This window comes from Microbulbifer litoralis, assembly GCF_023634065.1.
Classification (GTDB): Bacteria; Pseudomonadota; Gammaproteobacteria; order Pseudomonadales; family Cellvibrionaceae; genus Microbulbifer; species Microbulbifer litoralis.
Genome location: NZ_JALKCV010000010.1, coordinates 121,839 through 140,333, shown reverse-complemented (window position 1 = coordinate 140,333; position 18,495 = coordinate 121,839). Strand labels below are relative to the sequence as shown.

The 18,495-nt window shown below is 63.5% G+C and carries 16 protein-coding genes; 6 read left to right on the top strand and 10 right to left on the bottom strand.

Annotated elements, in window-relative coordinates:
* The first annotated feature begins 61 nt into the window (after positions 1-61).
* The 3 genes from mfd (at position 62) to MWN76_RS15130 (ending at position 5,712) form a co-directional block, all read left to right on the top strand.
* Positions 62-3,541, top strand: a complete 3,480-nt coding sequence (mfd, locus tag MWN76_RS15140; protein ID WP_250462541.1) for a transcription-repair coupling factor — start codon at positions 62-64, stop codon at positions 3,539-3,541.
* Between the two features lie 70 nt (positions 3,542-3,611).
* On the top strand, positions 3,612-4,367 hold the full coding sequence (locus MWN76_RS15135) for a CsiV family protein (protein ID WP_250462539.1): 756 nt from the start codon (positions 3,612-3,614) through the stop codon (positions 4,365-4,367).
* Positions 4,368-4,476: 109 nt separating this feature from the next.
* Positions 4,477-5,712, top strand: coding sequence for a DUF819 family protein (locus MWN76_RS15130; protein WP_250462537.1), 1,236 nt, complete (start codon positions 4,477-4,479; stop codon positions 5,710-5,712).
* A gap of 214 nt (positions 5,713-5,926) precedes the next feature.
* On the opposite strand, the gene MWN76_RS15125 is transcribed toward MWN76_RS15130, so the two are convergent.
* The 4 genes from MWN76_RS15125 to MWN76_RS15110 all read right to left on the bottom strand — a co-directional run bounded on the left by MWN76_RS15125 (position 5,927) and on the right by MWN76_RS15110 (position 9,379).
* Positions 5,927-6,142 carry a cold-shock protein gene (locus tag MWN76_RS15125; RefSeq protein ID WP_067081471.1) on the bottom strand — a complete coding sequence of 72 codons (216 nt, stop codon included), beginning with the start codon at positions 6,140-6,142 and terminating at the stop codon, positions 5,927-5,929.
* Positions 6,143-6,451: 309 nt separating this feature from the next.
* Positions 6,452-7,546 carry a mechanosensitive ion channel family protein gene (locus MWN76_RS15120; protein ID WP_250462635.1) on the bottom strand — a complete coding sequence of 365 codons (1,095 nt, stop codon included), beginning with the start codon at positions 7,544-7,546 and terminating at the stop codon, positions 6,452-6,454.
* A gap of 75 nt (positions 7,547-7,621) precedes the next feature.
* Positions 7,622-8,632, bottom strand: coding sequence for a beta-N-acetylhexosaminidase (nagZ, locus tag MWN76_RS15115; RefSeq protein WP_250462534.1), 1,011 nt, complete (start codon positions 8,630-8,632; stop codon positions 7,622-7,624).
* A 114-nt stretch (positions 8,633-8,746) separates the two neighbouring features.
* Positions 8,747-9,379, bottom strand: a complete 633-nt coding sequence (locus tag MWN76_RS15110) for a TetR/AcrR family transcriptional regulator (protein ID WP_250462533.1) — start codon at positions 9,377-9,379, stop codon at positions 8,747-8,749.
* A 142-nt stretch (positions 9,380-9,521) separates the two neighbouring features.
* Here MWN76_RS15110 and MWN76_RS15105 point away from each other — a divergent pair, with 142 nt between their 5' ends.
* Positions 9,522-9,836 (top strand): DUF6763 family protein, encoded by a 315-nt coding sequence (locus MWN76_RS15105; RefSeq protein WP_250462531.1) that lies wholly within the window; start codon positions 9,522-9,524, stop codon positions 9,834-9,836.
* Positions 9,837-9,856: 20 nt separating this feature from the next.
* Here MWN76_RS15105 and MWN76_RS15100 read toward each other — a convergent pair whose 3' ends face one another.
* Positions 9,857-10,495: an LOG family protein gene (locus MWN76_RS15100; RefSeq protein ID WP_250462528.1), complete on the bottom strand. Its 639-nt coding sequence runs from the start codon at positions 10,493-10,495 to the stop codon at positions 9,857-9,859.
* Positions 10,496-10,805: 310 nt separating this feature from the next.
* Here MWN76_RS15100 and lexA point away from each other — a divergent pair, with 310 nt between their 5' ends.
* On the top strand, positions 10,806-11,408 hold the full coding sequence (gene lexA / locus MWN76_RS15095; RefSeq protein WP_250462525.1) for a transcriptional repressor LexA: 603 nt from the start codon (positions 10,806-10,808) through the stop codon (positions 11,406-11,408).
* 16 nt (positions 11,409-11,424) lie between these two features.
* On the opposite strand, the gene MWN76_RS15090 is transcribed toward lexA, so the two are convergent.
* The 4 genes from MWN76_RS15090 to MWN76_RS15075 all read right to left on the bottom strand — a co-directional run bounded on the left by MWN76_RS15090 (position 11,425) and on the right by MWN76_RS15075 (position 15,720).
* Entirely contained in the window at positions 11,425-11,679 is a 255-nt protein-coding gene (locus MWN76_RS15090; protein WP_250462522.1) for a hypothetical protein, read from the bottom strand.
* 99 nt (positions 11,680-11,778) lie between these two features.
* Positions 11,779-12,267: a DUF6586 family protein gene (locus MWN76_RS15085; RefSeq protein ID WP_250462521.1), complete on the bottom strand. Its 489-nt coding sequence runs from the start codon at positions 12,265-12,267 to the stop codon at positions 11,779-11,781.
* The gene (gene topA / locus MWN76_RS15080; protein WP_250462518.1) at positions 12,264-14,954 is read right to left on the bottom strand and encodes a type I DNA topoisomerase; all 2,691 of its coding nucleotides are present in this window, start codon (positions 14,952-14,954) and stop codon (positions 12,264-12,266) included. Before topA ends, MWN76_RS15085 begins: the two co-directional genes overlap by 4 nt.
* Before the next feature lie 241 nt (positions 14,955-15,195).
* Positions 15,196-15,720 (bottom strand): hypothetical protein, encoded by a 525-nt coding sequence (locus tag MWN76_RS15075; protein WP_250462514.1) that lies wholly within the window; start codon positions 15,718-15,720, stop codon positions 15,196-15,198.
* A 206-nt stretch (positions 15,721-15,926) separates the two neighbouring features.
* On the opposite strand from MWN76_RS15075, the gene MWN76_RS15070 reads away from it, so the two are divergent.
* Complete coding sequence (locus MWN76_RS15070) at positions 15,927-16,370, top strand: universal stress protein (RefSeq protein WP_250462511.1); 444 nt, start codon at positions 15,927-15,929, stop codon at positions 16,368-16,370.
* Positions 16,371-16,423: 53 nt separating this feature from the next.
* Here MWN76_RS15070 and MWN76_RS15065 read toward each other — a convergent pair whose 3' ends face one another.
* Complete coding sequence (locus MWN76_RS15065; protein ID WP_250462507.1) at positions 16,424-18,280, bottom strand: ATP-binding cassette domain-containing protein; 1,857 nt, start codon at positions 18,278-18,280, stop codon at positions 16,424-16,426.
* Positions 18,281-18,495 lie beyond the last annotated feature (215 nt).

Genomic DNA, 18,495 nt, shown 5'->3' with positions numbered 1-18,495 from the left:
ACCGTTACAATAGCGTCCCCCGAGCCCAGCTCCGACCGAAAGCGCGGATATATAAGGAAAGATGACCGAATTACACACCCTGTCCCCCCCGGACTTCCGCAGTTCCAGTGACCGGCAATTCTGGGGGCAGCTGCACGGCGCGGCCGCCTCGCTGGCGATCCTGAACGCCGCCCGCCGGGCCGACGCCCCCACCCTGCTGATCGCCCGCGACAGCCTCGAGGCGCACCGATTGGAGGTGCAGCTGAAATTTTTTAACAAGCCCGGGCGAGATGGCGGCGCCGGCGAAGCGCTGGAGATCTTCCATTTCCCGGACTGGGAAATCCTGCCCTACGACACCTTTTCGCCGCACCAGGACATCATCTCCGACCGCCTCGCCACCCTGTACCGGCTGCCGCGCATGGGCCGGGGCATCGTCATCGTGCCGGTCAGCACACTGCTGCACCGGCTGCCGCCGCGGGACTATGTGGCCGGCAACGCTCTGGTACTGAACGAGGGCGAGCAGTTCGACATGGACATCCAGCGCCGGCTGCTGGAGCAGGCCGGCTACCACTGCGTGGACACCGTCTACGAGCACGGCGAATTTGCCGTGCGCGGCGCGCTGATGGACATATTCCCGATGGGCAGCCGCCTGCCCTACCGCATCGACCTGTTCGACGACGAGATCGAATCCCTGCGCACCTTCGACCCGGAGACCCAGCGCACCGTCGACCGGGTGGACAGCATCGACCTGTTGCCGGCGCGCGAGTTTCCGCTGCACAAGGCCGCACTGAGCGAATTCCTGGTCAACTGGCACGAACAGTTCGACTGCGACCCGGGCCAGGTGCCGATCTACCAGGACATCCAGGCCGGCATCGCGCCGGCCGGGATCGAGTACTACCTGCCGCTGTTTTTCGGCGACCGCTGCGCGAGCCTGTTCGATTACCTGCCGGAGGGCAGCATCGCCATGCTGCAGGGCGACATCCAGGAACCGCTGGAGAACTTCTGGCGCGAAGTCGGCAACCGGTATGAAAGCCGCCGCGGCGACCTGACCCGCCCGATCCTGCCGCCGCGCAGGATCCTGCTGGATATCGCCGAGTGCAATGCGGCGCTGAAGCAGATGCCGCGCGCCATCTTCTCGGCCGAGACACTGCCGCGGGCCCAGGGCAATCACAATTTCGCCACCGAGGTGCCGCCCCGGCTGCCGGTGGACGGCAAGTCCGAGCAGCCGCTGGCGGCGCTGGAGAGCTACCTGATGGAGTACGCCGGGCGCGTGCTCTTCTGTGCCGAGAGCGGCGGCCGGCGCGAGTCGCTGCTGGAGTTGCTGCAGGGCATCCGCCTCAAACCGCCCCACTTCGACAGCTGGTCGGACTTCGTCGCCAGCGACGAGCCGTTCGGCATCACCGTGGCGCCGCTGGACCAGGGCCTGAAGCTGGACGACCCCGCCCTGAACCTGATCGCCGAGCCGCAGCTGTTCGGCGACCGCGTGCTGCAGCAGCGCCGGCGCAAGAAAGCCAAGGACGACGCCGACAACGCGGTCAGGAACCTGGCCGAGCTGCGCATCGGCGCGCCGGTGGTGCATATCGACCACGGCGTCGGCCGCTACCGCGGCCTGCAGCATCTGGAGATCGACGGACAGCCGGCGGAATTCCTGACCCTGGAATACGCCGACGAGGCCAAGCTGTACGTACCGGTGGCCGCCCTGCACCTGATCAGCCGCTATTCCGGCGCCGACGAGGCGCTGGCGCCGCAACACAAGCTGGGCAGCGAGCAGTGGCAGAAAGCCAAGCGCAGGGCCGCGGAGAAGGTCCGCGACGCCGCCGCCGAACTGCTGGACATCTACGCCCGCCGCGAGGCACGCCGCGGCCACGCCTTCGACAACCCCGGGCTCGCCTACCGCGAGTTTGCCGCCGGTTTCCCGTTCGAGGAAACGCCGGACCAGCAGCAGGCCATCGAGGCCGTGGTAGCCGACATGCTGTCGGAAAAACCGATGGATCGACTGGTCTGCGGCGATGTCGGTTTCGGAAAAACCGAAGTCGCCATGCGCGCGGCCTTCGTCGCCGCCCACGCCGGCAAGCAGGTGGCCATGCTGGTGCCCACCACCCTGCTGGCCCAGCAGCACTTCCAGTCGTTCCAGGACCGTTTTGCCGACTGGCCGCTGAACGTGGAGGTGGTATCGCGCTTCCGTTCCGGCAAGGAGATCGAGAGCGTCAAGGAGCGGGTCGCCAGCGGCCAGGTGGATATCCTGGTCGGCACCCACAAGCTGCTGCAGAGCGATCTGGACTTCAAGAACCTGGGCCTGCTGATCATCGACGAGGAACACCGCTTCGGTGTGCGCCAGAAGGAACGGCTGAAGAGCCTGCGCGCCGAGGTGGATATCCTGACCCTGACGGCGACGCCGATCCCGCGCACGCTGAACATGGCCATGGCCGGCATCCGCGACCTGTCGGTGATCGCCACGCCGCCGGCGCGGCGCCTGTCGGTCAAGACCTTCGTGCGCGAGCGCGACGAGGCGCTGATCAAGGAGGCGGTGCTGCGGGAGATTCTGCGCGGCGGCCAGGTGTACTTCCTGCACAACGAGGTCAAGAGCATCGAGCGCATCGCGCGTGAGCTGGAGGAACTGGTGCCCGAGGCCCGCATCGCCGTCGGCCACGGCCAGATGCGCGAGCGCGAGCTGGAACAGGTGATGGGCGACTTCTACCACAAGCGCTTCAATGTCCTTGTCTGCACCACCATCATCGAGACGGGCATCGACGTGCCCAGCGCCAATACCATCCTGATCGAGCGCGCCGACAAGTTCGGCCTGGCGCAGCTGCACCAGCTGCGCGGCCGCGTGGGCCGCTCCCACCACCAGGCCTACGCCTACCTGCTGACGCCCAACAAGCGCGCCATGACCGGCGACGCCGTCAAGCGCCTGGAGGCCATCAGCGAGGCCCAGGACCTGGGCGCCGGCTTTACCCTGGCCACCCACGACCTGGAGATCCGCGGCGCCGGCGAACTGCTGGGCGAGGAGCAGAGCGGCCAGATCCAGAGCGTCGGCTTCAGCCTCTACATGGAGATGCTCGACCAGGCCGTAAAGGCCATCCGCGAGGGCAGGACGCCCAATATCGACCAGCCGCTGGAATCGCCGGCCGTGGATGTGAACCTGCGGATACCGGCGCTGATTCCGGAAGACTACCTGCCGGACGTGCACGGCCGCCTGATGATGTACAAGCGCATCGCCAACGCCGCCAACGTCGAAGAGCTGAAGGAGTTGCAGGTGGAAATGATCGACCGCTTCGGCCTGCTGCCGGAGCCGGTCAAACACCTGTTCCGCACCACCGAGATCAAGCTTGTGGCCGACGGCATGGGCATCCGCAAACTGGAGGCCTCCGCCGCGCGCGGCCGGATCGAGTTTGCCGAGAATACCCGGGTCGACCCGCTTACGCTGGTGAAGATGGTGCAGACGGAACCCGGCCGCTACCAGCTGGCCGGCGCCAACCAGCTCAGCTTCGCGCTCGACGAGGAGGGCCCGGAACAGCGGCTGCAGCAGGTCTCGGGAGTGTTGGAGCGACTGGCCCAGTGATACCATGCACGGGATTCCAAGGACCCTGCTCCTACAGGCAACAAAAGATAACGATTACAGCGGTAACAGCATGACAAGACTTTCCCAGCTCTGCGCCACCCTGGTACTGGCCCTGGCCGCCGCGGGCGCCCAGGCGGCCAACTACGCCGGCACCACCTTCGAAATCGAAATGATTGTCTTCGAGCGCACCGGGGGCATGGCGCAGTCCCGCGAGACCTGGCCCGCCGCGCCGCGGCTGCAGTACCCGGAAGAATGGGTCGATTTCGATACCGCCGACGGAGAGAACCTGTTCCTGTCCCCGGTGGCCACGCGCCTGAACAACAAGACCGCCGCGCTGAACCGGGGCGGCAGCTATCGGGTCCTGTTCCACAAGGCCTGGCGACAGGTACTGCAGCTCAAGCGCAACTCGCCGGCCATCCTGATCGCCGGCGGCGACACTTTCGGCGAGCACCACCGCCTCGAGGGCAGCGTCAAGCTGAGTGTGTCCCGCTACCTGCACCTGAGCACCGACCTGTGGCTGAACGACTTCGGCGGCGGCCAACCCGTCGAGGGCGGCGGCGTCCTGCTGCCGAGCCGCCCGGTGGCGGAAATCGCCGCTGTCGCCGGCGAGGAGCCGATGGGCCTGCAGGCGCAGGACATGGGCCCCAGCCCGTCCCCGCTCGAGCCGGTCGCCGCGGACGCCGCGCCGGAACCGGCCTACGCAAGCCACGTCACACTGCTGCGCGAGGAGCGCCGCATGCGCAGCGGCGAACTGCACTACCTCGACAATCCCGCCTTCGGCATCCTGATCGAAGTCCGCACCGTCGAACCCAGCGATAGCGACTGAATACCAACAATAAAAACTCAAAGAACCACGATCGATAACCAGCCAACAACGTAAGGGCAATGGCCTCTGATCATCGATATGTGATCATTGGTCGTTGTTATTTGACTCCATGATTACCAACGACGCTGTTATTCTCGGCATGCTCGCCGCCATTCTCGGTTTTGTCTTCTACACCGCGGGCAGTGAGCACCGCTTCTGGAAACGTTTCTACCGCTTTGTGCCGGCACTGCTGCTGTGCTACTTCCTGCCCTCGCTGCTGACCACTTTCGGTATTATCGATGCCGAGCACTCCCAGCTCTATTTCGTGGCCTCGCGCTACCTGCTGCCGGCCAGCCTGGTGCTGTTGACCCTGAGTATCGACCTCAAGGGCATCATCAACCTGGGGCCCAAGGCGCTGATCATGTTCCTGACCGGCACCCTGGGTATCGCCATCGGCGGCCCCATCGCACTGCTGATCATGTCGGCGATCGACCCCGACATGCTGAATGTGACCGGCCCCGAGGCGGTGTGGCGCGGCATGACCACCGTGGCCGGCAGCTGGATCGGCGGCGGCGCCAACCAGGCGGCGATGAAAGAGATCTACGACGTGGGCGGACAGGTGTTCTCCGCCATGGTGGCGGTGGATGTGATCGTGGCCAATATCTGGATGGCGGTGCTGCTGATCATGGCCGGTAACGCCAAACAGCTGGACGCCCGCCGCGGCGCTGACACGTCGTCCATTACCGTACTGCGGGAAAAAGTGGAGGCGATGCAGAAAAAGCACGCCCGCATCCCCAGCCTGCCGGACCTGATGCTGATCGCCGCGGTGGGCTTCGGCATCACCGCCATCGCCCACGCCTGCGCCGACCTGCTGGCACCCTGGTTCCAGGCCAATGCACCGCAACTGGCGCGCTTCAGCTTTACCAGCTCTTTTTTCTGGCTGATCGTCATCGCCACCACCCTGGGCGTGGCCGCGGCTTTCTCCCCGGCGAAGAAACTGGAGGGCGCCGGCGCCTCCAGGGTCGGCTCGGTGTTTATCTACTTCCTGGTGGCTACCATCGGCACCCATATGGATATCACCGCGCTGAAAGACAGCCCCGAACTCTTCCTGCTGGGCGCCATCTGGATGGCCGTGCACGCAGGCCTGATGCTGCTGGTGGCCAAGCTGATCAAGGCCCCCACCTTCTTCATGGCCGTGGGCAGCCAGGCCAACGTGGGCGGTGCCGCCTCGGCGCCGGTCGTGGCGGCGGCCTTCCACCCGTCACTGGCGCCGGTGGGCGTGCTGCTGGCGGTAATGGGCTACGCACTCGGCACTTACGCCGCCTGGTTCTGCGGACAGCTGCTGCGGATGGTTGCGGGGGGGTAGTACCTTCCCGGGACTCCGGCCAATGGTGCGCACGGCGCACCCTGCGGGTCGGGCGTGGCAGCACTGCGGAAATGAGAAAAGCGGGCCGACTGGCCCGCCCGGACGGATTCGGCGGCCGGCGCTCGGGACGCCGGTCCGATATCTGGTGGAAACACCGGGCTTCCGGACCAGATCCTGTCTACGGAATTATCGACTCTGGGCGATTCGGAACGAATCACTCACAGGGAACAACGTCTTCCGCCAGCAATCCCTTGTCGCCCTTCTGCATTTCGAACTCTACAGCCTGGCCTTCGTTCAGGGTTTTGTAACCCTCGCCACGAATGCTGCGGTAGTGCACGAAAATATCTTCAGTTCCTTCTCCACAGGTGATGAAGCCATAACCCCGGGCGTTATTAAACCACTTCACGGTACCTGTAACGCGATCACTCATTGAAACAACCTCATTATTGTTATTGCGTTTACCTCTACTTCCCCTGCAGGCAAGCGGGAAAAACGCCTCCCCGAAACCAGTAATCGATACGGATATCCATATCGAATACTGTCTTGCACTGTCCACTAAGTCATGCTCAGTGTACGTAGTCCGATTCTTAGATAAAACAGCGCCAGTGTCTAGTTTTGAATATGAAATAAATACTACTGTTTATCATTTATGGGCAATAAATCGCCAAATCAGGCGGTCATTCCCCCAATAACTGACCGATCATGCTTTTTTGTACCGCGGCCCGCCATCGCCCAAGCCCTATCCGGCCGCCATTTCCGCGGCACTTCCGGGGAGTTCGGCGATATGCAGGGTCGAGGTCGGGAATGCACAGGAGGCGCCGTGACCTTCGATAATCTGTAATATCTTCAGCAATACATCCTGCTTGATTTCGTGGTAGCGCACCCATTCCGTGGTCCGGGTAAATGTGTAAATAAAGAAATCCAGGGACGACGGCGCAAAGCTGTTGAAATTGACGATCAGTGTCTGGTTGGCATCAATTTCCGGGTGTTGCAGCAACATGGCTTTGACATCGTCCACGATGGCTGCCATTAACGGCGCATCCTCGTATCGGATACCCACGGTTTCGTATATACGCCGGTTGAGCATACGCGAGGGGTTTTCCACCGATATCTGGGTAAAGATACCGTTGGGGATATACAGGGGGCGCTTGTCGAAAGTGCGGATACGGGTCAGGCGCCAGCCGATATCCTCCACCGTGCCCTCGATCTCCTGGTCCGGGGAACGCACCCAGTCGCCGACAGAGAACGGCCGGTCGAGGTAGATCATCAGCCCGCCGAAGAAGTTCGCCAGCAGGTCCTTGGCCGCAAAGCCCACCGCCAGGCCACCGATACCGCCGAACGCCAGTATGCCGCTGATGCTGTAGTTGAAATACTGCATCAACACCATGCCGGCGGTAATCATGATGGACGCGCGCACCAGCTTGCCCACGGCCCGCACCGTGGTCGCATCCACCGGCTTGCCCATATAGCGCGGGTCGCGCAGGTTGCGCTCGGCGTTGTGGGAAAAGCGCCATGCGAACCAGGCCACTACCAGGATAAGCCCCACATCGCGCAGGGGCTGCGCCAGGTTGAAAACCTCGGCACCGGTGGCCGTGCCGGCACGCCCGGCGGCCAGGGTCAACCCCATCAGCCAGATCAGCACCGAACCCGGCGGATTCAGGGCGCCGACCAGCGCGTCGTCCCAGGGGTTCACCGTGGTTTCCGCCCTGGCCGCCATCTGCCGCACGAATCGCGCGTAAACCCAGGCACCCAGCGCCGTTGCCAGCACAATCAGGAAAATGGCCACTATCCACAGACGGTTGTCCCCCACCCAGGACAACACCAGTTCTTTCATTGAGTCCACCGAATAACACTCCTCTCGAACTCTTCCGCCCTTCACACCCCCGCCCGACGGGCATCATGGGCGCATTCAGGTATTCCCCAACGCCAGCAGTTTCGCCCGCGTGCGCTGCCAGCGGTCACTGGCTTCCAGTTCAGCTCGGGATTCTACCTGCGATCGGCCGCGCATGCGCTGTAACCTGTCACTGGACTCGCGCCGCGGGGAAAAGTTCTCCAGTGCCTGCAGCGCCTCCAGCGCGCCGGCGCGGTTGTTGCATACGATCCCCATATCGCAGCCGGCATCCAGGGCGGCGCGGATCCTGGCCCCGTAACCGCCCGCGGCACCGGCGCCCTCCATCGACAGATCGTCGCTGAAGATGACTCCGTCGAAATCCAGCTGGCCGCGCAGGACGTCCTGCAGCCAGAAGCGGGAAAACCCCACCGGCTGACTGTCCACCTCGACAAAGCGGATATGGGCCGGCATCACCGCGTCCAGCTCGCCGGCGCCGATGCACTCGACAAACGGCAGCGCGTCGCCAGCCATCACCTGCTCCAGGGTGCGTTCGTCCTCCGGCAGTTCCTCGTGGCTGTCCTCCAGCACGTGGCCGTGCCCCGGGAAATGCTTGCCGGTCGTGGCCATGCCCGCTTCGTGCATACCGGCCATAAACGGGCGTACGCGGGCCGCCACGCCCGCCGGGTCGGCACAGAAGCTGCGGTCGCCGACGATCCGGCAGTGTTGGTCGTCCGCGTCCAGCACCGGGGCAAAACTGAAATCGATACCCTCCGCCAGCAGCTCGGCCGCCAGCAGCCAGCCCGCGTCGCGCAGCAGTGCCTCATCGGCAACCGCGGTCAACGCCTGCATGGACGGCAACCGGGTGAACTGGTCGCGGAAACGCTGTACCCGCCCGCCCTCCTGGTCCACCGCCAGCAGGATATCCGGCCGCACTGCGCGAATGGCCGCCACCAGTTCCTGCAACTGGGCGCGATCGCGGTAATTGCGCGCAAAAAAGATCAGCCCCCCGACCAGCGGGTGCTGCAGCAGTTCGCGGTCCTCTGCGGTGAGGTCCAGTCCATCGACATCGATCATTAGCGGGCCGAGCATGGGAGTTCCTTATTACGGGGTGATGGATGCGGAATACGCGCGCAGTCGCGGTGCCAGCCGAAAGCGACGCGGGCCACCTTCGCCTGTTCAAATTTGTTCCAGGCAAATGATCCTTCATTCCGCATTGACCTTGAGCATCGCCGCCGCGGCCGGTACCAGCCGCTCCAGCGCTTCGGGGAGGCTGCTCTGCGCGCCAAAATCCTCCCTCAGGATAGCCTCAATGGCGTCGAAGCTCGACAGGGTGAAGATTGTGGCACCGAGCATGAAATACAGCCGCCAGTAGAATGTGACCGGGTCGAGGCCCGGCAGCGCCTGGGCCAGCAGGCCGGCAAAGCGGCGGTAGCTGTTCCCGTAACGGCTCACGATAAAGCGGCGCAGGTGACCCTGGTACTGGGTATAGGCCAGGCCCAACAGCCGCATGAAACGCTGTGGATCCCGCCCCTCCTCCGCCAGGCTGTTCATGCCCGTCCGGTAGAGGCTCTCGAGCAGCCCCTCGACCGTCAGCCGCTCGCCGGCGGCGACACGCCGGTCCAGGTCTGCGACCAGGCTATCGGTAAACGGCGTCAAAAAGCGCTCGAATACCGCCTGTATCAATTCTTTTTTCGAGCCGAAATGGTAATTTACAGCGGCGAGATTGACTCCGGCAGTACTGGTGATGGTGCGCAGGGAGGTCTCGGTGAAGCCGCGCTCGGCAAACAGCACCTCCGCCGCATCCAGTATTCGACTGACTGTATCCGTCTGGCTCATACCCATTCAAACCGACAATTAAAACGCTCGTTTGGATTATTGGACCAGATTAGCACAGTAGGCGCCAGCCCGGCGCGTTACCGCCGCGGCGGCACAGACGTTAGATTGGAGAGAGAGCAAAAAAGCAGAGAGGCACACAGCCATGGCACAGCTGCAACCGGATATCGGCAACTGGTTTGAGAACATCGAGGACGGCGACCTGTTCGAAGTGGTGGCAGTCGACGATCTCGAGCGCACGGTGGAAATCCAGTACCTGGACGGTACCGTCGATGAGTACGATCTGGACCAGTGGCAAAACCTCCCCATCGCCGGCGCTGCGCCACCGGAAGATGCAAACATCGCCTACGGCCTGAGCGCGCGGGAGCTCGCACCGGATACCGGCCAACTGGATTTCAACAATCCGCTCGACACCATCGAGGGCGAACACTTCGACGGCACCGACGAATCCAGCTACTGACAGGTCGGGGCACGAACCGCCTATTCGCGACCGCGGATATAGTCGACGATCACCTCCGCCGCCTCGTCGACGGTATCCACCACCCGGAACAGATCCAGGTCGGCGGCGTCGATGCAGCGGCTCTCCAGCACGGTATCCACCAGCCAGTTGCGCAGCCCCGCCCAGTAGCGCTCCCCCACCAGCACGATCGGAAAACGCCGCACTTTCTGTGTCTGCACCAGCGTCAGCGCCTCGAACAGTTCATCCAGCGTACCGTAGCCACCGGGCAGCCCGATAAACCCCACTGCGTGCTTGACGAACATGAACTTGCGCACAAAAAAGTAGCGGAAATGCAGACTGATGTCCTGGTAGGGATTGGCCACCTGCTCGAACGGCAATTCGATATTCAGGCCGATGGATGCACCCGGCTGCGGATAGGCGCCGCGATTACAGGCCTCCATCAGGCCCGGCCCGCCACCGGTAATCACCGGGATGCCCTCGGCCGCGAGCAGCTCGCCCAGGCGCACGCCCTGCCGGTACTCGGGGCTGTCTTCCGCAAAGCGCGCACTGCCGAACACGGTAACCGCGCCACTGAGCGCAATCAGGCGCTCTATCCCGTCCACCAGTTCCGATTGAATTCGCAGGACCCGCCAGGCTTCCGGCATCTTTGCATCGAGCATTATTACTTATCCCTTTTTTGTCGCGTTTTCCAACCGCATTGTTATTTTTCCCGGCGACGAAGTGCCTCCATGCATCCGCCGATCACTTCCACTTTAGCAGCTGCCGGAAAGATTGCGCGGCGTGCAAATCTGTATATAATCACAGCAACTGTATATAAATACAGAAGAAAACCTGCCCCGAGACAGCGGCGCGGCCGCCGGCAAACGGGCACCGTTTGAGTCCTCGGCAGCGATTAACTGAATCGGCAGCCATTAACTGCCATTAACTGAAAGGAGCGGCCCGGCATCGCGCCCGGGCCAGGTGAAGCCCATGACCAACCTCACAGCCCGACAGAGCCAGGTGCTCGAGTTGATCAAGGTGTATCTGGATGAAACCGGCTACCCCCCAACGCGCGCGGAAATTGCCCGGGAACTCGGCTTCCGCTCACCCAACGCCGCGGAGGAGCACCTCAAGGCACTGGCGCGCAAGGGAGCCATCGAAATGGTGGCCGGCGCCTCCCGCGGCATCCGTATCCCCGACTACCAGCCGGGCCTGCCGATCGTCGGCCGCGTGGCCGCCGGCAACCCGATCCTGGCGGAGGAAAACATCGAGGATTACTGCGATCTGCCGACGGACTTCTTTCACCCGCCGGCCGACTACCTGCTGCGCGTACACGGCATGAGCATGCGCAACGCGGGCATTCTCGACGGCGACCTGCTGGCAGTGCAGAAAACCGACCAGGCCCGCAACGGCCAGATCGTCGTGGCGCGAATTGAAGACGAGGTGACAGTCAAGCGTTTCCGCCGCAAGGGCAACCAGGCCACGGTGCAGCTACTGCCGGAAAACGAAGACTTCGACGTGATTCAGGTGGATATGCGCAACAACAGCTTTGCGATCGAGGGGCTGGCGGTGGGTGTGATCAGACAGTGCTGAATGCGGAACTCCGCATTCAATGAATGGTGTGGTTGATCGGCTCCAGTTCTTCTTCCTCGTGGAAGTCGGGGTCGATCTCATCGATATTCTGTACCGCCTCTATGCCGGCTTCCAGCATCGCTCGGGCGATGGCGATTTTGTGTTCGCGCAGGAAATGGCGGCTCTCCTCGGAAAAGTGAATACGCACGAGCGGGTCCTCCCGTTCACCGGCGCGGCGCAGGGCCACATCGCCGTTGGCCAGCTCGATGATCTCAAAGGTCTCGGAGGACATTCACTTCTCCCTTCTGTACTTCCAAAGATTGTGTGCAGGGTAACACACCCGCGCCAATAGCCAGAAATCGGCGGCGGACACCCGCACCCGGAAGTCGCCTCACCACTCCTCGGACTGGGCCCGCTGGCGCCGGATCAGCTCCGCCAGGCCCGCGTGCCACTGCCGCAACCGCGTCTCGGTGAGCGCCGCCGGTTGCGGCGCAGACAGGTTCTGCAGGGGAATCAGGTTGTCGGCAGCCGTGTGCGGGCGGCTCTCCGCCGAGAAGCTCCACAACTGCACCCAGGCGGCCTGTAACTGCGACAGCCAGCTGTCGGGGTCTGCCGCCAGGTCACTCAACTCCACCGCTTCGGAGCAGGTCTTGCCCAGCGCCGTAGCCCGCTCGGCGAGTGCCTGCGCCGACTCCGGCTCACTGTTCAGTTGCAGCTGGTAGGCCAGCTCGGCGAGAAACGCCCGGTACGCCCGCCACAGGTGCAACACGGCCGCCTCCAGCACCGCCGCCTGCTGCAGCGGCGCCGCCTGTTCCAGTGACAGCAGCAGTTCGCCCTTGCGCAGCGCCGATGCCACGGCGCCCGTATACGGATTGCTCATTTGCTTTTCGCCGCCGCCTTCTTGCGCGCAGGTTTGCGCTTGGTCGTCGCCTTGGCCTTGCTGGCCGCCTCGACCTGCCACTTGCCGTCGCGGTAGAAGGCGCGCCAGCCGGTCGCCTTGCCGTCCTCCTCGGACTGCACATACTGCTCCTGGGTCTTGCGGCTGAAACGCACCACAGTGTCGCGCCCCTGGTCATCTTCGCTCGGCGCCGAGAACAGGAAACTGTACTTGGGATCGATCTCGTCCTTGTGCGGCAGTATCTCCTTGATCAGTGGCGCGCGGGTCTCGCGGTTCTTGGGGAACTGGCTCGCCGCCAGGAAGAGCCCGGAGGCGCCGTCGCGCAGGATGTAGTGGTCGTCCACCTTCTGGCAGGGCAATTCCGGCATCGGCACCGGATCCATCTTCGGCGGCGCTGGCTGGCCGCTCTTGAGCAGCTTGCGGGTGTTCTTGCAGTCCTCGTTGGTGCAGCCGAAATATTTACCGAAACGGCCGGATTTCAGCTGCATATCGCTGCCGCACTTGTCGCACTCGATCACCGGGCCGTCATAGCCCTTGATCTTGAAGGTGCCCTTCTCCACCTCGTAGCCGGGGCAGTCCGGGTTGTTGCCGCAGATATGCAGCTTGCGATGTTCGTCCAGCAGGTAGCTGTCCATGGCCGTGCCGCATTTCGGGCAGCGGCGCTTGTCGCGCAGCTGGCGGGATTCCGCCTCCTCATCCTTGTCCGCATCCACGGCCTCGTCGCCGGAGACCAGGTTCATGGTGTTGGTGCAGCGCTCCTTGGGCGGCAGTGCATAGCCGGAACAGCCGAGGAAGACACCGGTGGAGCCGGTGCGGATCTGCATGTGGCGACCGCACTTGCTGCACTCGATATCCGTGTCCGTGGGTGTATTGCGGCGCATGCCGTCGTCGGCATCCTGGGCCTTTTCCAGGCGTCCGGAGAAATCCTTGAAGAACGCGTCGAGCAGGTCCTTCCAGCCCCGGTCGCCCTCGGCCACCGAGTCCAGGGACTCCTCCAGGTTGGCGGTAAAGCTGTAGTCCATCAGGTTGGTAAAGCTTTCGCTCAAGCGGTCGGTGACGATATCGCCCATTTTCTCCGCGTAGAAGCGGCGGTTCTCCAGGCGCACATAGCCGCGATCCTGGATGGTGGAGATGATCGAGGCATAGGTGGACGGGCGGCCGATACCGCGCTTTTCCAGCTCCTTGACCAGCGCCGCTTCGCTGTAGCGCGCCGGCGGCTTGGTGAAGTGCTGTTTCGGATCCAGCTTTTTCAGCGACAGTTTGTCCCCGACCTTCACGTCCGGCAGGACCGCATCCTCTTCCTTTTTGTTGGACGGTGGGGCCACCTTGAGAAAACCGTCGAAGCGGATCACCCGGCCGCGGGCGCGCAGTTCAAAATCACCGGCACTGACCACAACCGAGGTGGAAGTGAACTGGGCCGGCGTCATCTGGCAGGCCACGAACTGTTGCCAGATCAGGTTGTACAGGCGCTCTGCATCGCGCTCGACACCGGAGAGCATATTCGGCTGCACGCGCACATCCGACGGCCGGATCGCCTCGTGCGCCTCCTGGGCGCCCTCCTTGCTGGAGTAACTGTTGGGGCTCGAAGGCAGGTATTTATCGCCGTAGTTCTCGCCGATAAATTCCCGCGCCGACTCCACCGCCTCCCGGCTCAGGTTGGTGGAATCTGTCCGCATATAGGTGATGTGACCGGCCTCGTAGAGGCGCTGCGCCAGCATCATGGTTTTCTTGACGCTGAAGCCCAGGCGGTTGCTGGCCGCCTGCTGCAGCGTCGAGGTGATAAAGGGCGCGGACGGCTTGGAGCTGGTGGGCTTGTCGTCGCGCTGGGTGACCGCATACTCGCTGCCCTGCAACGCCTTGACCGCGGCGCTGGCCTGCTCCTCGTTGGTCGGGCGGAAGGCCGCACCGGCCTGCTTCTTGACTTCCAGGCGCAGCGCATCGCTCTTCGCCGTTTCGGTATCGGCGAAGATATTCCAGTATTCTTCCGGAATGAATGCGCGGATTTCGCGCTCGCGCTCGACCACCAGGCGCACCGCCACCGACTGCACACGGCCGGCGGACAGGCCGCGGGCGACCTTTTCCCACAGCAGTGGAGACACCATGTAACCGACGATGCGATCGAGGAAACGGCGCGCCTGCTGCGCGTTGACGCGGTTGATATTCAGCCGACCCGGCTCCTTGAATGCCTCCTGGATCGCCGACTTGGTGATCTCGTTGAACACCACCCGGCGGTAGCGATCGTCGTTGCCACCGATGGCTTCGCGCAGGTGCCAGGCAATCGCCTCCCCCTCGCGGTCCAAGTCCGTCGCCAGGTAGATCTGGTCGGCGTTCTCCGCCAGCTTGCGCAGTTCGCTGACCACCTTTTCCTTGCCCGGCAGGATTTCGTAGTGGGCGGCCCAGTTGTGATCCGGGTCTATGCCCATGCGTTTGATCAACTGCTCGCGGTTTTTCTTGCGCTTGTAGATGACCTTCTGTTCCGGCGACAGTTTGCGGGTCTCAGCGGCGCGGCGGGCGCGCTCTTTCGGATCGACCGGCTGCTTGTTGCCACCGCCGGTGGGCAAATCGCGAATATGGCCGACACTGGACTTCACCACGAAGTCCTTTCCGAGATACTTGTTGATGGTTTTGGCTTTGGCCGGCGACTCGACGATGACCAGTGATTTACCCATAAGCACTTGATTTTAAATAGAAAATTTACTGCTTCCGCACGCCCGGCAAAGCGCCGGTGAAGCGTCGCGCTGCGCGAATATATAAGCCCCGCCCCCGGCAGGGTCAAGCGAGCAATTCAATTTCTTGTCGCCCGGGCAACTGCCCGGCGGCCGTTGCGGCACTGCCGCCGGGGGTGCCGGAGGCCGCGGGATCCGTGGCCTCCGGGCCAATCTCGCGACCCGCAAAAGCGCGCCCGGCAGGCTACTCCAATTTTTCTTCATTGCGGCGCGGCAGACGTATCGCTTCCTCTATTGTGGGGCGATATTCCGACAGGAGCCGCCGGATCCTGGACGCACCGGTATCGCCACTGGTCTCGCGCCACTGGATTCCCAGGCCGCTCTCGGTGGAGATAACGGCACAGGCATCCGCCGGCAAATCCAGCAGCATTGTCCGCAGCGGCTCCTGCGCGGCCTCCGGTGCCGCGCGGCCATTGCGCCAGTCCCAGCGCCCGGAAAAATGCATCTCGTGTTCGACCCGCTGCTGCTCGAGCACCCATCCGGTCTGCAGCCGCCGCCGGTCCTCCCAGCGGCGGATATAGACCGCGGCCGACCCCTCGCCCAGCGCCGCCGGCAATGGCATCATCTGCACTGTCAGGCCGGACTTGGCCGCACCGCTGCGCAGACTGGCCAGGCGCCGGTCCCGCTCGCTGGGCTTCAGCCACATGACCGGGCCCACCACCAGCACCACGGCGAACAGAATAATGATCACGGGAAGCCAGCCGGACATAAACGCTCCTTGTCAGAGGGAAATGGCGCCCATTTTGCGGTTGGGCGCGCCACTTGTGTCAACCGGTTTTTTTTAAAGTAGACTTTTTGCAACGGCGATCGGGCGCAAAGGCGGTACAGGCGCGAAAACCGATCGACCCGGAACCGATTCCGACAGCGGATTCCCGAAGCTGATTCTTCGGAGCCGATTCAAAGGAGCGAAAGCTTATGGCCAGCTACAAACGCATACTCGTGGGCCTGGACCTGTCCGAGGACACGGAACAGGTAGTGCAGAGAGCCGGGGAGCTCGGCAAGGCATTTGGCGCCGAGATCAGCCTGGCCCATATCATCGAACCGCTGACCTTTGCCTATGGCGGCGACATTCCCATGGACCTGTCGGAAGTCCAGGAACAGTTGCAGACCCAGGCGCAGGAACAGCTGGCCAAATGTGCAGGCAAGCTGGATATACCCGCGGAGCGACAACACGTCGTGCTGGGCCAGCCGGCCACCGAACTGCACCGCCTGGCAGAGGAACAGGAGAGCGACCTGATTGTCATCGGCAGCCACGGCCGCCACGGCCTGGCCCTGCTGCTGGGCTCCACCGCCAACGGCGTATTGCACGGCGCCGGTTGTGACGTGCTGGCAGTGCGGGTCACTGCGGACGATCAATAAGCGGACCGCGGGATCGGGGAGCGGCTTCCCCGGTCCCCGATTTCCGCATTCGGTCACTGATCCAGTTCTGCCCAGCGCTCGAACGCGGCCTCCAGCTGCGCCTGTCTGTCCGCCAGCAACTTCAACTTTTCCTCCACCAACGCCTGTTCCTGCTGGTAGAAATCCGGCTGCGCCGTGGCCGTTTCCAGTTCGCCGATCTCCTCCTCCAGCTGTTCGATCAGCGCCGGCAGGCTGTCCAGTTCGCGCTGCAGCTTGTAACTGAGTTTTTTCTTTTTCTGTGGCGGTTGCGGCGCTGGGGCCGGCTTTTCCTTCGGTTTTTGCGCTTTCTCTGCCGCCCTGTCCCCGGCCGTCGCGAAGCTGCCTCCCTGGCGCAGGAAATCCGCGTAGCCGCCCACGTACTCGCGCACCACGCCCTCACCTTCAAACGCCAGGCAGGAATCCACCACATTGTCGAGAAAGGCGCGGTCGTGGCTCACCAGCAGCACCGTGCCGGGAAAATCCAGCAACAGCTGCTCCAGCAGCTCGAGGGTTTCCACATCCAGGTCGTTGGTGGGCTCGTCGAGCACCAGGATATTCGCCGGTTGGCTGAACAGCTTGGCCAGCAGCGCGCGGTTGCGCTCACCGCCGCTGAGCGCCTCCACCCGGGTGCGCGCCTTGACGCCGCTGAACAGAAAGTCCGCCAGGTAGGACATGGCGTGGCGGCTCTTGCCGCCGACCGTGATCGACTCGCGCCCACCGGCGATATTGTCGAGCACCGTCTGCTCCGGATCCAGCTGGTCGCGACGCTGGTCGAAGTAGGCCACCTGCTGTTTGGTACCCAGGCGCACCTTCCCGCCGTCCGGCTGCAGTTCACCCAGCAACAGGCGGATCAGGGTACTCTTGCCGGCGCCGTTGGGGCCGATCAGGCCCACCCTGTCGCCGCGCATCAGGGTGAATGACAGATCGCGGATCAGGGGCGCCTCCCCGGGGTAGGCGAAGGAGACATCGTCCAGTTCCGCCACCAGCTTGCCCGACATCTCGCCGGCGTCGAGTGACAGCTTCGCCCTGCCCTGGCGATCGCGGCGCGCCTCCCGCTGGCGTCGCAGCGCCTGCAGCGACCGCACCCGCCCCTCGTTGCGCGTGCGCCGCGCCTTGATCCCCTGCCGAATCCAGGCCTCCTCCTGCGCCAGCTTCTTGTCGAACAGGGCCTCGTTCCTGGCCTCCTCCTCCAGCAGTTTTTCCTTGTCGGCCTGGTAGCGATTGAAACCCGTTTCGAATACCGTCAGCCGCCCGCGGTCCAGGTCCCAGACACTGGTGGCCAGCCGCTGCGCCAGGGCGCGGTCGTGGGTCACGAAAAGCAGGGCGCCACGGTAACTGGCGAGGAAACTCTCCAGCCATTCCACCGCGGCGATATCCAGGTGGTTGGTGGGCTCGTCGAGAATCAACAGGTCGGGCTCGATCACCAGTGCCCGCGCCAGCGCCGCGCGACGCTGCCAGCCACCGGACAGGTCCGCGACCCAGTCCCCTGCGTTCAGGCCCAGGCGATCCAGTACCGCATCGATGCGCGGCATCAGGTCCCAACCGTGTGCGGATTCGATACGCGCCTGCAGGTCGGCAACCGGCTCATCGCGGTAGTCGGCCAGCCACAGGCCCACGTCGCCGAGACCGCCGGCGACGAAGCGGTAGACACTGTCGCGGCAACCCGACGGCAATTCCTGGTCCAGGCTCGCCAGCACCAGGTTATTGGCGCGCACAACCTCGCCACCATCTGCATCGATCTCCCCGGCAATCAGGCGCAACAGACTGGATTTTCCCTCACCGTTGCGCCCCACCAGACAGATGCGGTCGCCGCGCGCGACCTTGGCGCTGACCTCTTCCGCCAGTACCTGGGTTCCGTAACGCAGGCTGACACCGTCCAACTGAAGCAACATAAACCGATTCCGTGAAACAACTACAATAAATGGGAGCCCGCCGGGCACTCAAAGGCACCGCCGCAGCGGTGATAAAGAATGAACCAGCGGCCGGGCTGTGGACTCCAACACCTGTATTCAGTGCCGGATTCCACACCGGAAAACGGATATTTTACGCATTATTCATCGCCCTGTTTTGATAAATTTGCAGGTGCGCAATTTCAATCGGGTGTTCG

What these genes read in the sequence shown, in the direction of transcription:
- MWN76_RS15065 (WP_250462507.1), bottom strand. Translation starts at nt 18,280, where the DNA reads ATGTTGCTTCAGTTGGACGGTGTCAGCCTGCGTTACGGAACCCAGGTA.
- MWN76_RS15090 (WP_250462522.1), bottom strand. Translation starts at nt 11,679, where the DNA reads ATGTCCTCCGAGACCTTTGAGATCATCGAGCTGGCCAACGGCGATGTG.
- nagZ (WP_250462534.1), bottom strand. Translation starts at nt 8,632, where the DNA reads ATGCTCGGCCCGCTAATGATCGATGTCGATGGACTGGACCTCACCGCA.
- MWN76_RS15075 (WP_250462514.1), bottom strand. Translation starts at nt 15,720, where the DNA reads ATGTCCGGCTGGCTTCCCGTGATCATTATTCTGTTCGCCGTGGTGCTG.
- MWN76_RS15070 (WP_250462511.1), top strand. Translation starts at nt 15,927, where the DNA reads ATGGCCAGCTACAAACGCATACTCGTGGGCCTGGACCTGTCCGAGGAC.
- MWN76_RS15110 (WP_250462533.1), bottom strand. Translation starts at nt 9,379, where the DNA reads ATGAGCCAGACGGATACAGTCAGTCGAATACTGGATGCGGCGGAGGTG.
- lexA (WP_250462525.1), top strand. Translation starts at nt 10,806, where the DNA reads ATGACCAACCTCACAGCCCGACAGAGCCAGGTGCTCGAGTTGATCAAG.
- MWN76_RS15100 (WP_250462528.1), bottom strand. Translation starts at nt 10,495, where the DNA reads ATGCTCGATGCAAAGATGCCGGAAGCCTGGCGGGTCCTGCGAATTCAA.
- MWN76_RS15120 (WP_250462635.1), bottom strand. Translation starts at nt 7,546, where the DNA reads ATGAAAGAACTGGTGTTGTCCTGGGTGGGGGACAACCGTCTGTGGATA.
- MWN76_RS15105 (WP_250462531.1), top strand. Translation starts at nt 9,522, where the DNA reads ATGGCACAGCTGCAACCGGATATCGGCAACTGGTTTGAGAACATCGAG.
- topA (WP_250462518.1), bottom strand. Translation starts at nt 14,954, where the DNA reads ATGGGTAAATCACTGGTCATCGTCGAGTCGCCGGCCAAAGCCAAAACC.
- MWN76_RS15085 (WP_250462521.1), bottom strand. Translation starts at nt 12,267, where the DNA reads ATGAGCAATCCGTATACGGGCGCCGTGGCATCGGCGCTGCGCAAGGGC.
- MWN76_RS15130 (WP_250462537.1), top strand. Translation starts at nt 4,477, where the DNA reads ATGATTACCAACGACGCTGTTATTCTCGGCATGCTCGCCGCCATTCTC.
- MWN76_RS15135 (WP_250462539.1), top strand. Translation starts at nt 3,612, where the DNA reads ATGACAAGACTTTCCCAGCTCTGCGCCACCCTGGTACTGGCCCTGGCC.
- mfd (WP_250462541.1), top strand. Translation starts at nt 62, where the DNA reads ATGACCGAATTACACACCCTGTCCCCCCCGGACTTCCGCAGTTCCAGT.
- MWN76_RS15125 (WP_067081471.1), bottom strand. Translation starts at nt 6,142, where the DNA reads ATGAGTGATCGCGTTACAGGTACCGTGAAGTGGTTTAATAACGCCCGG.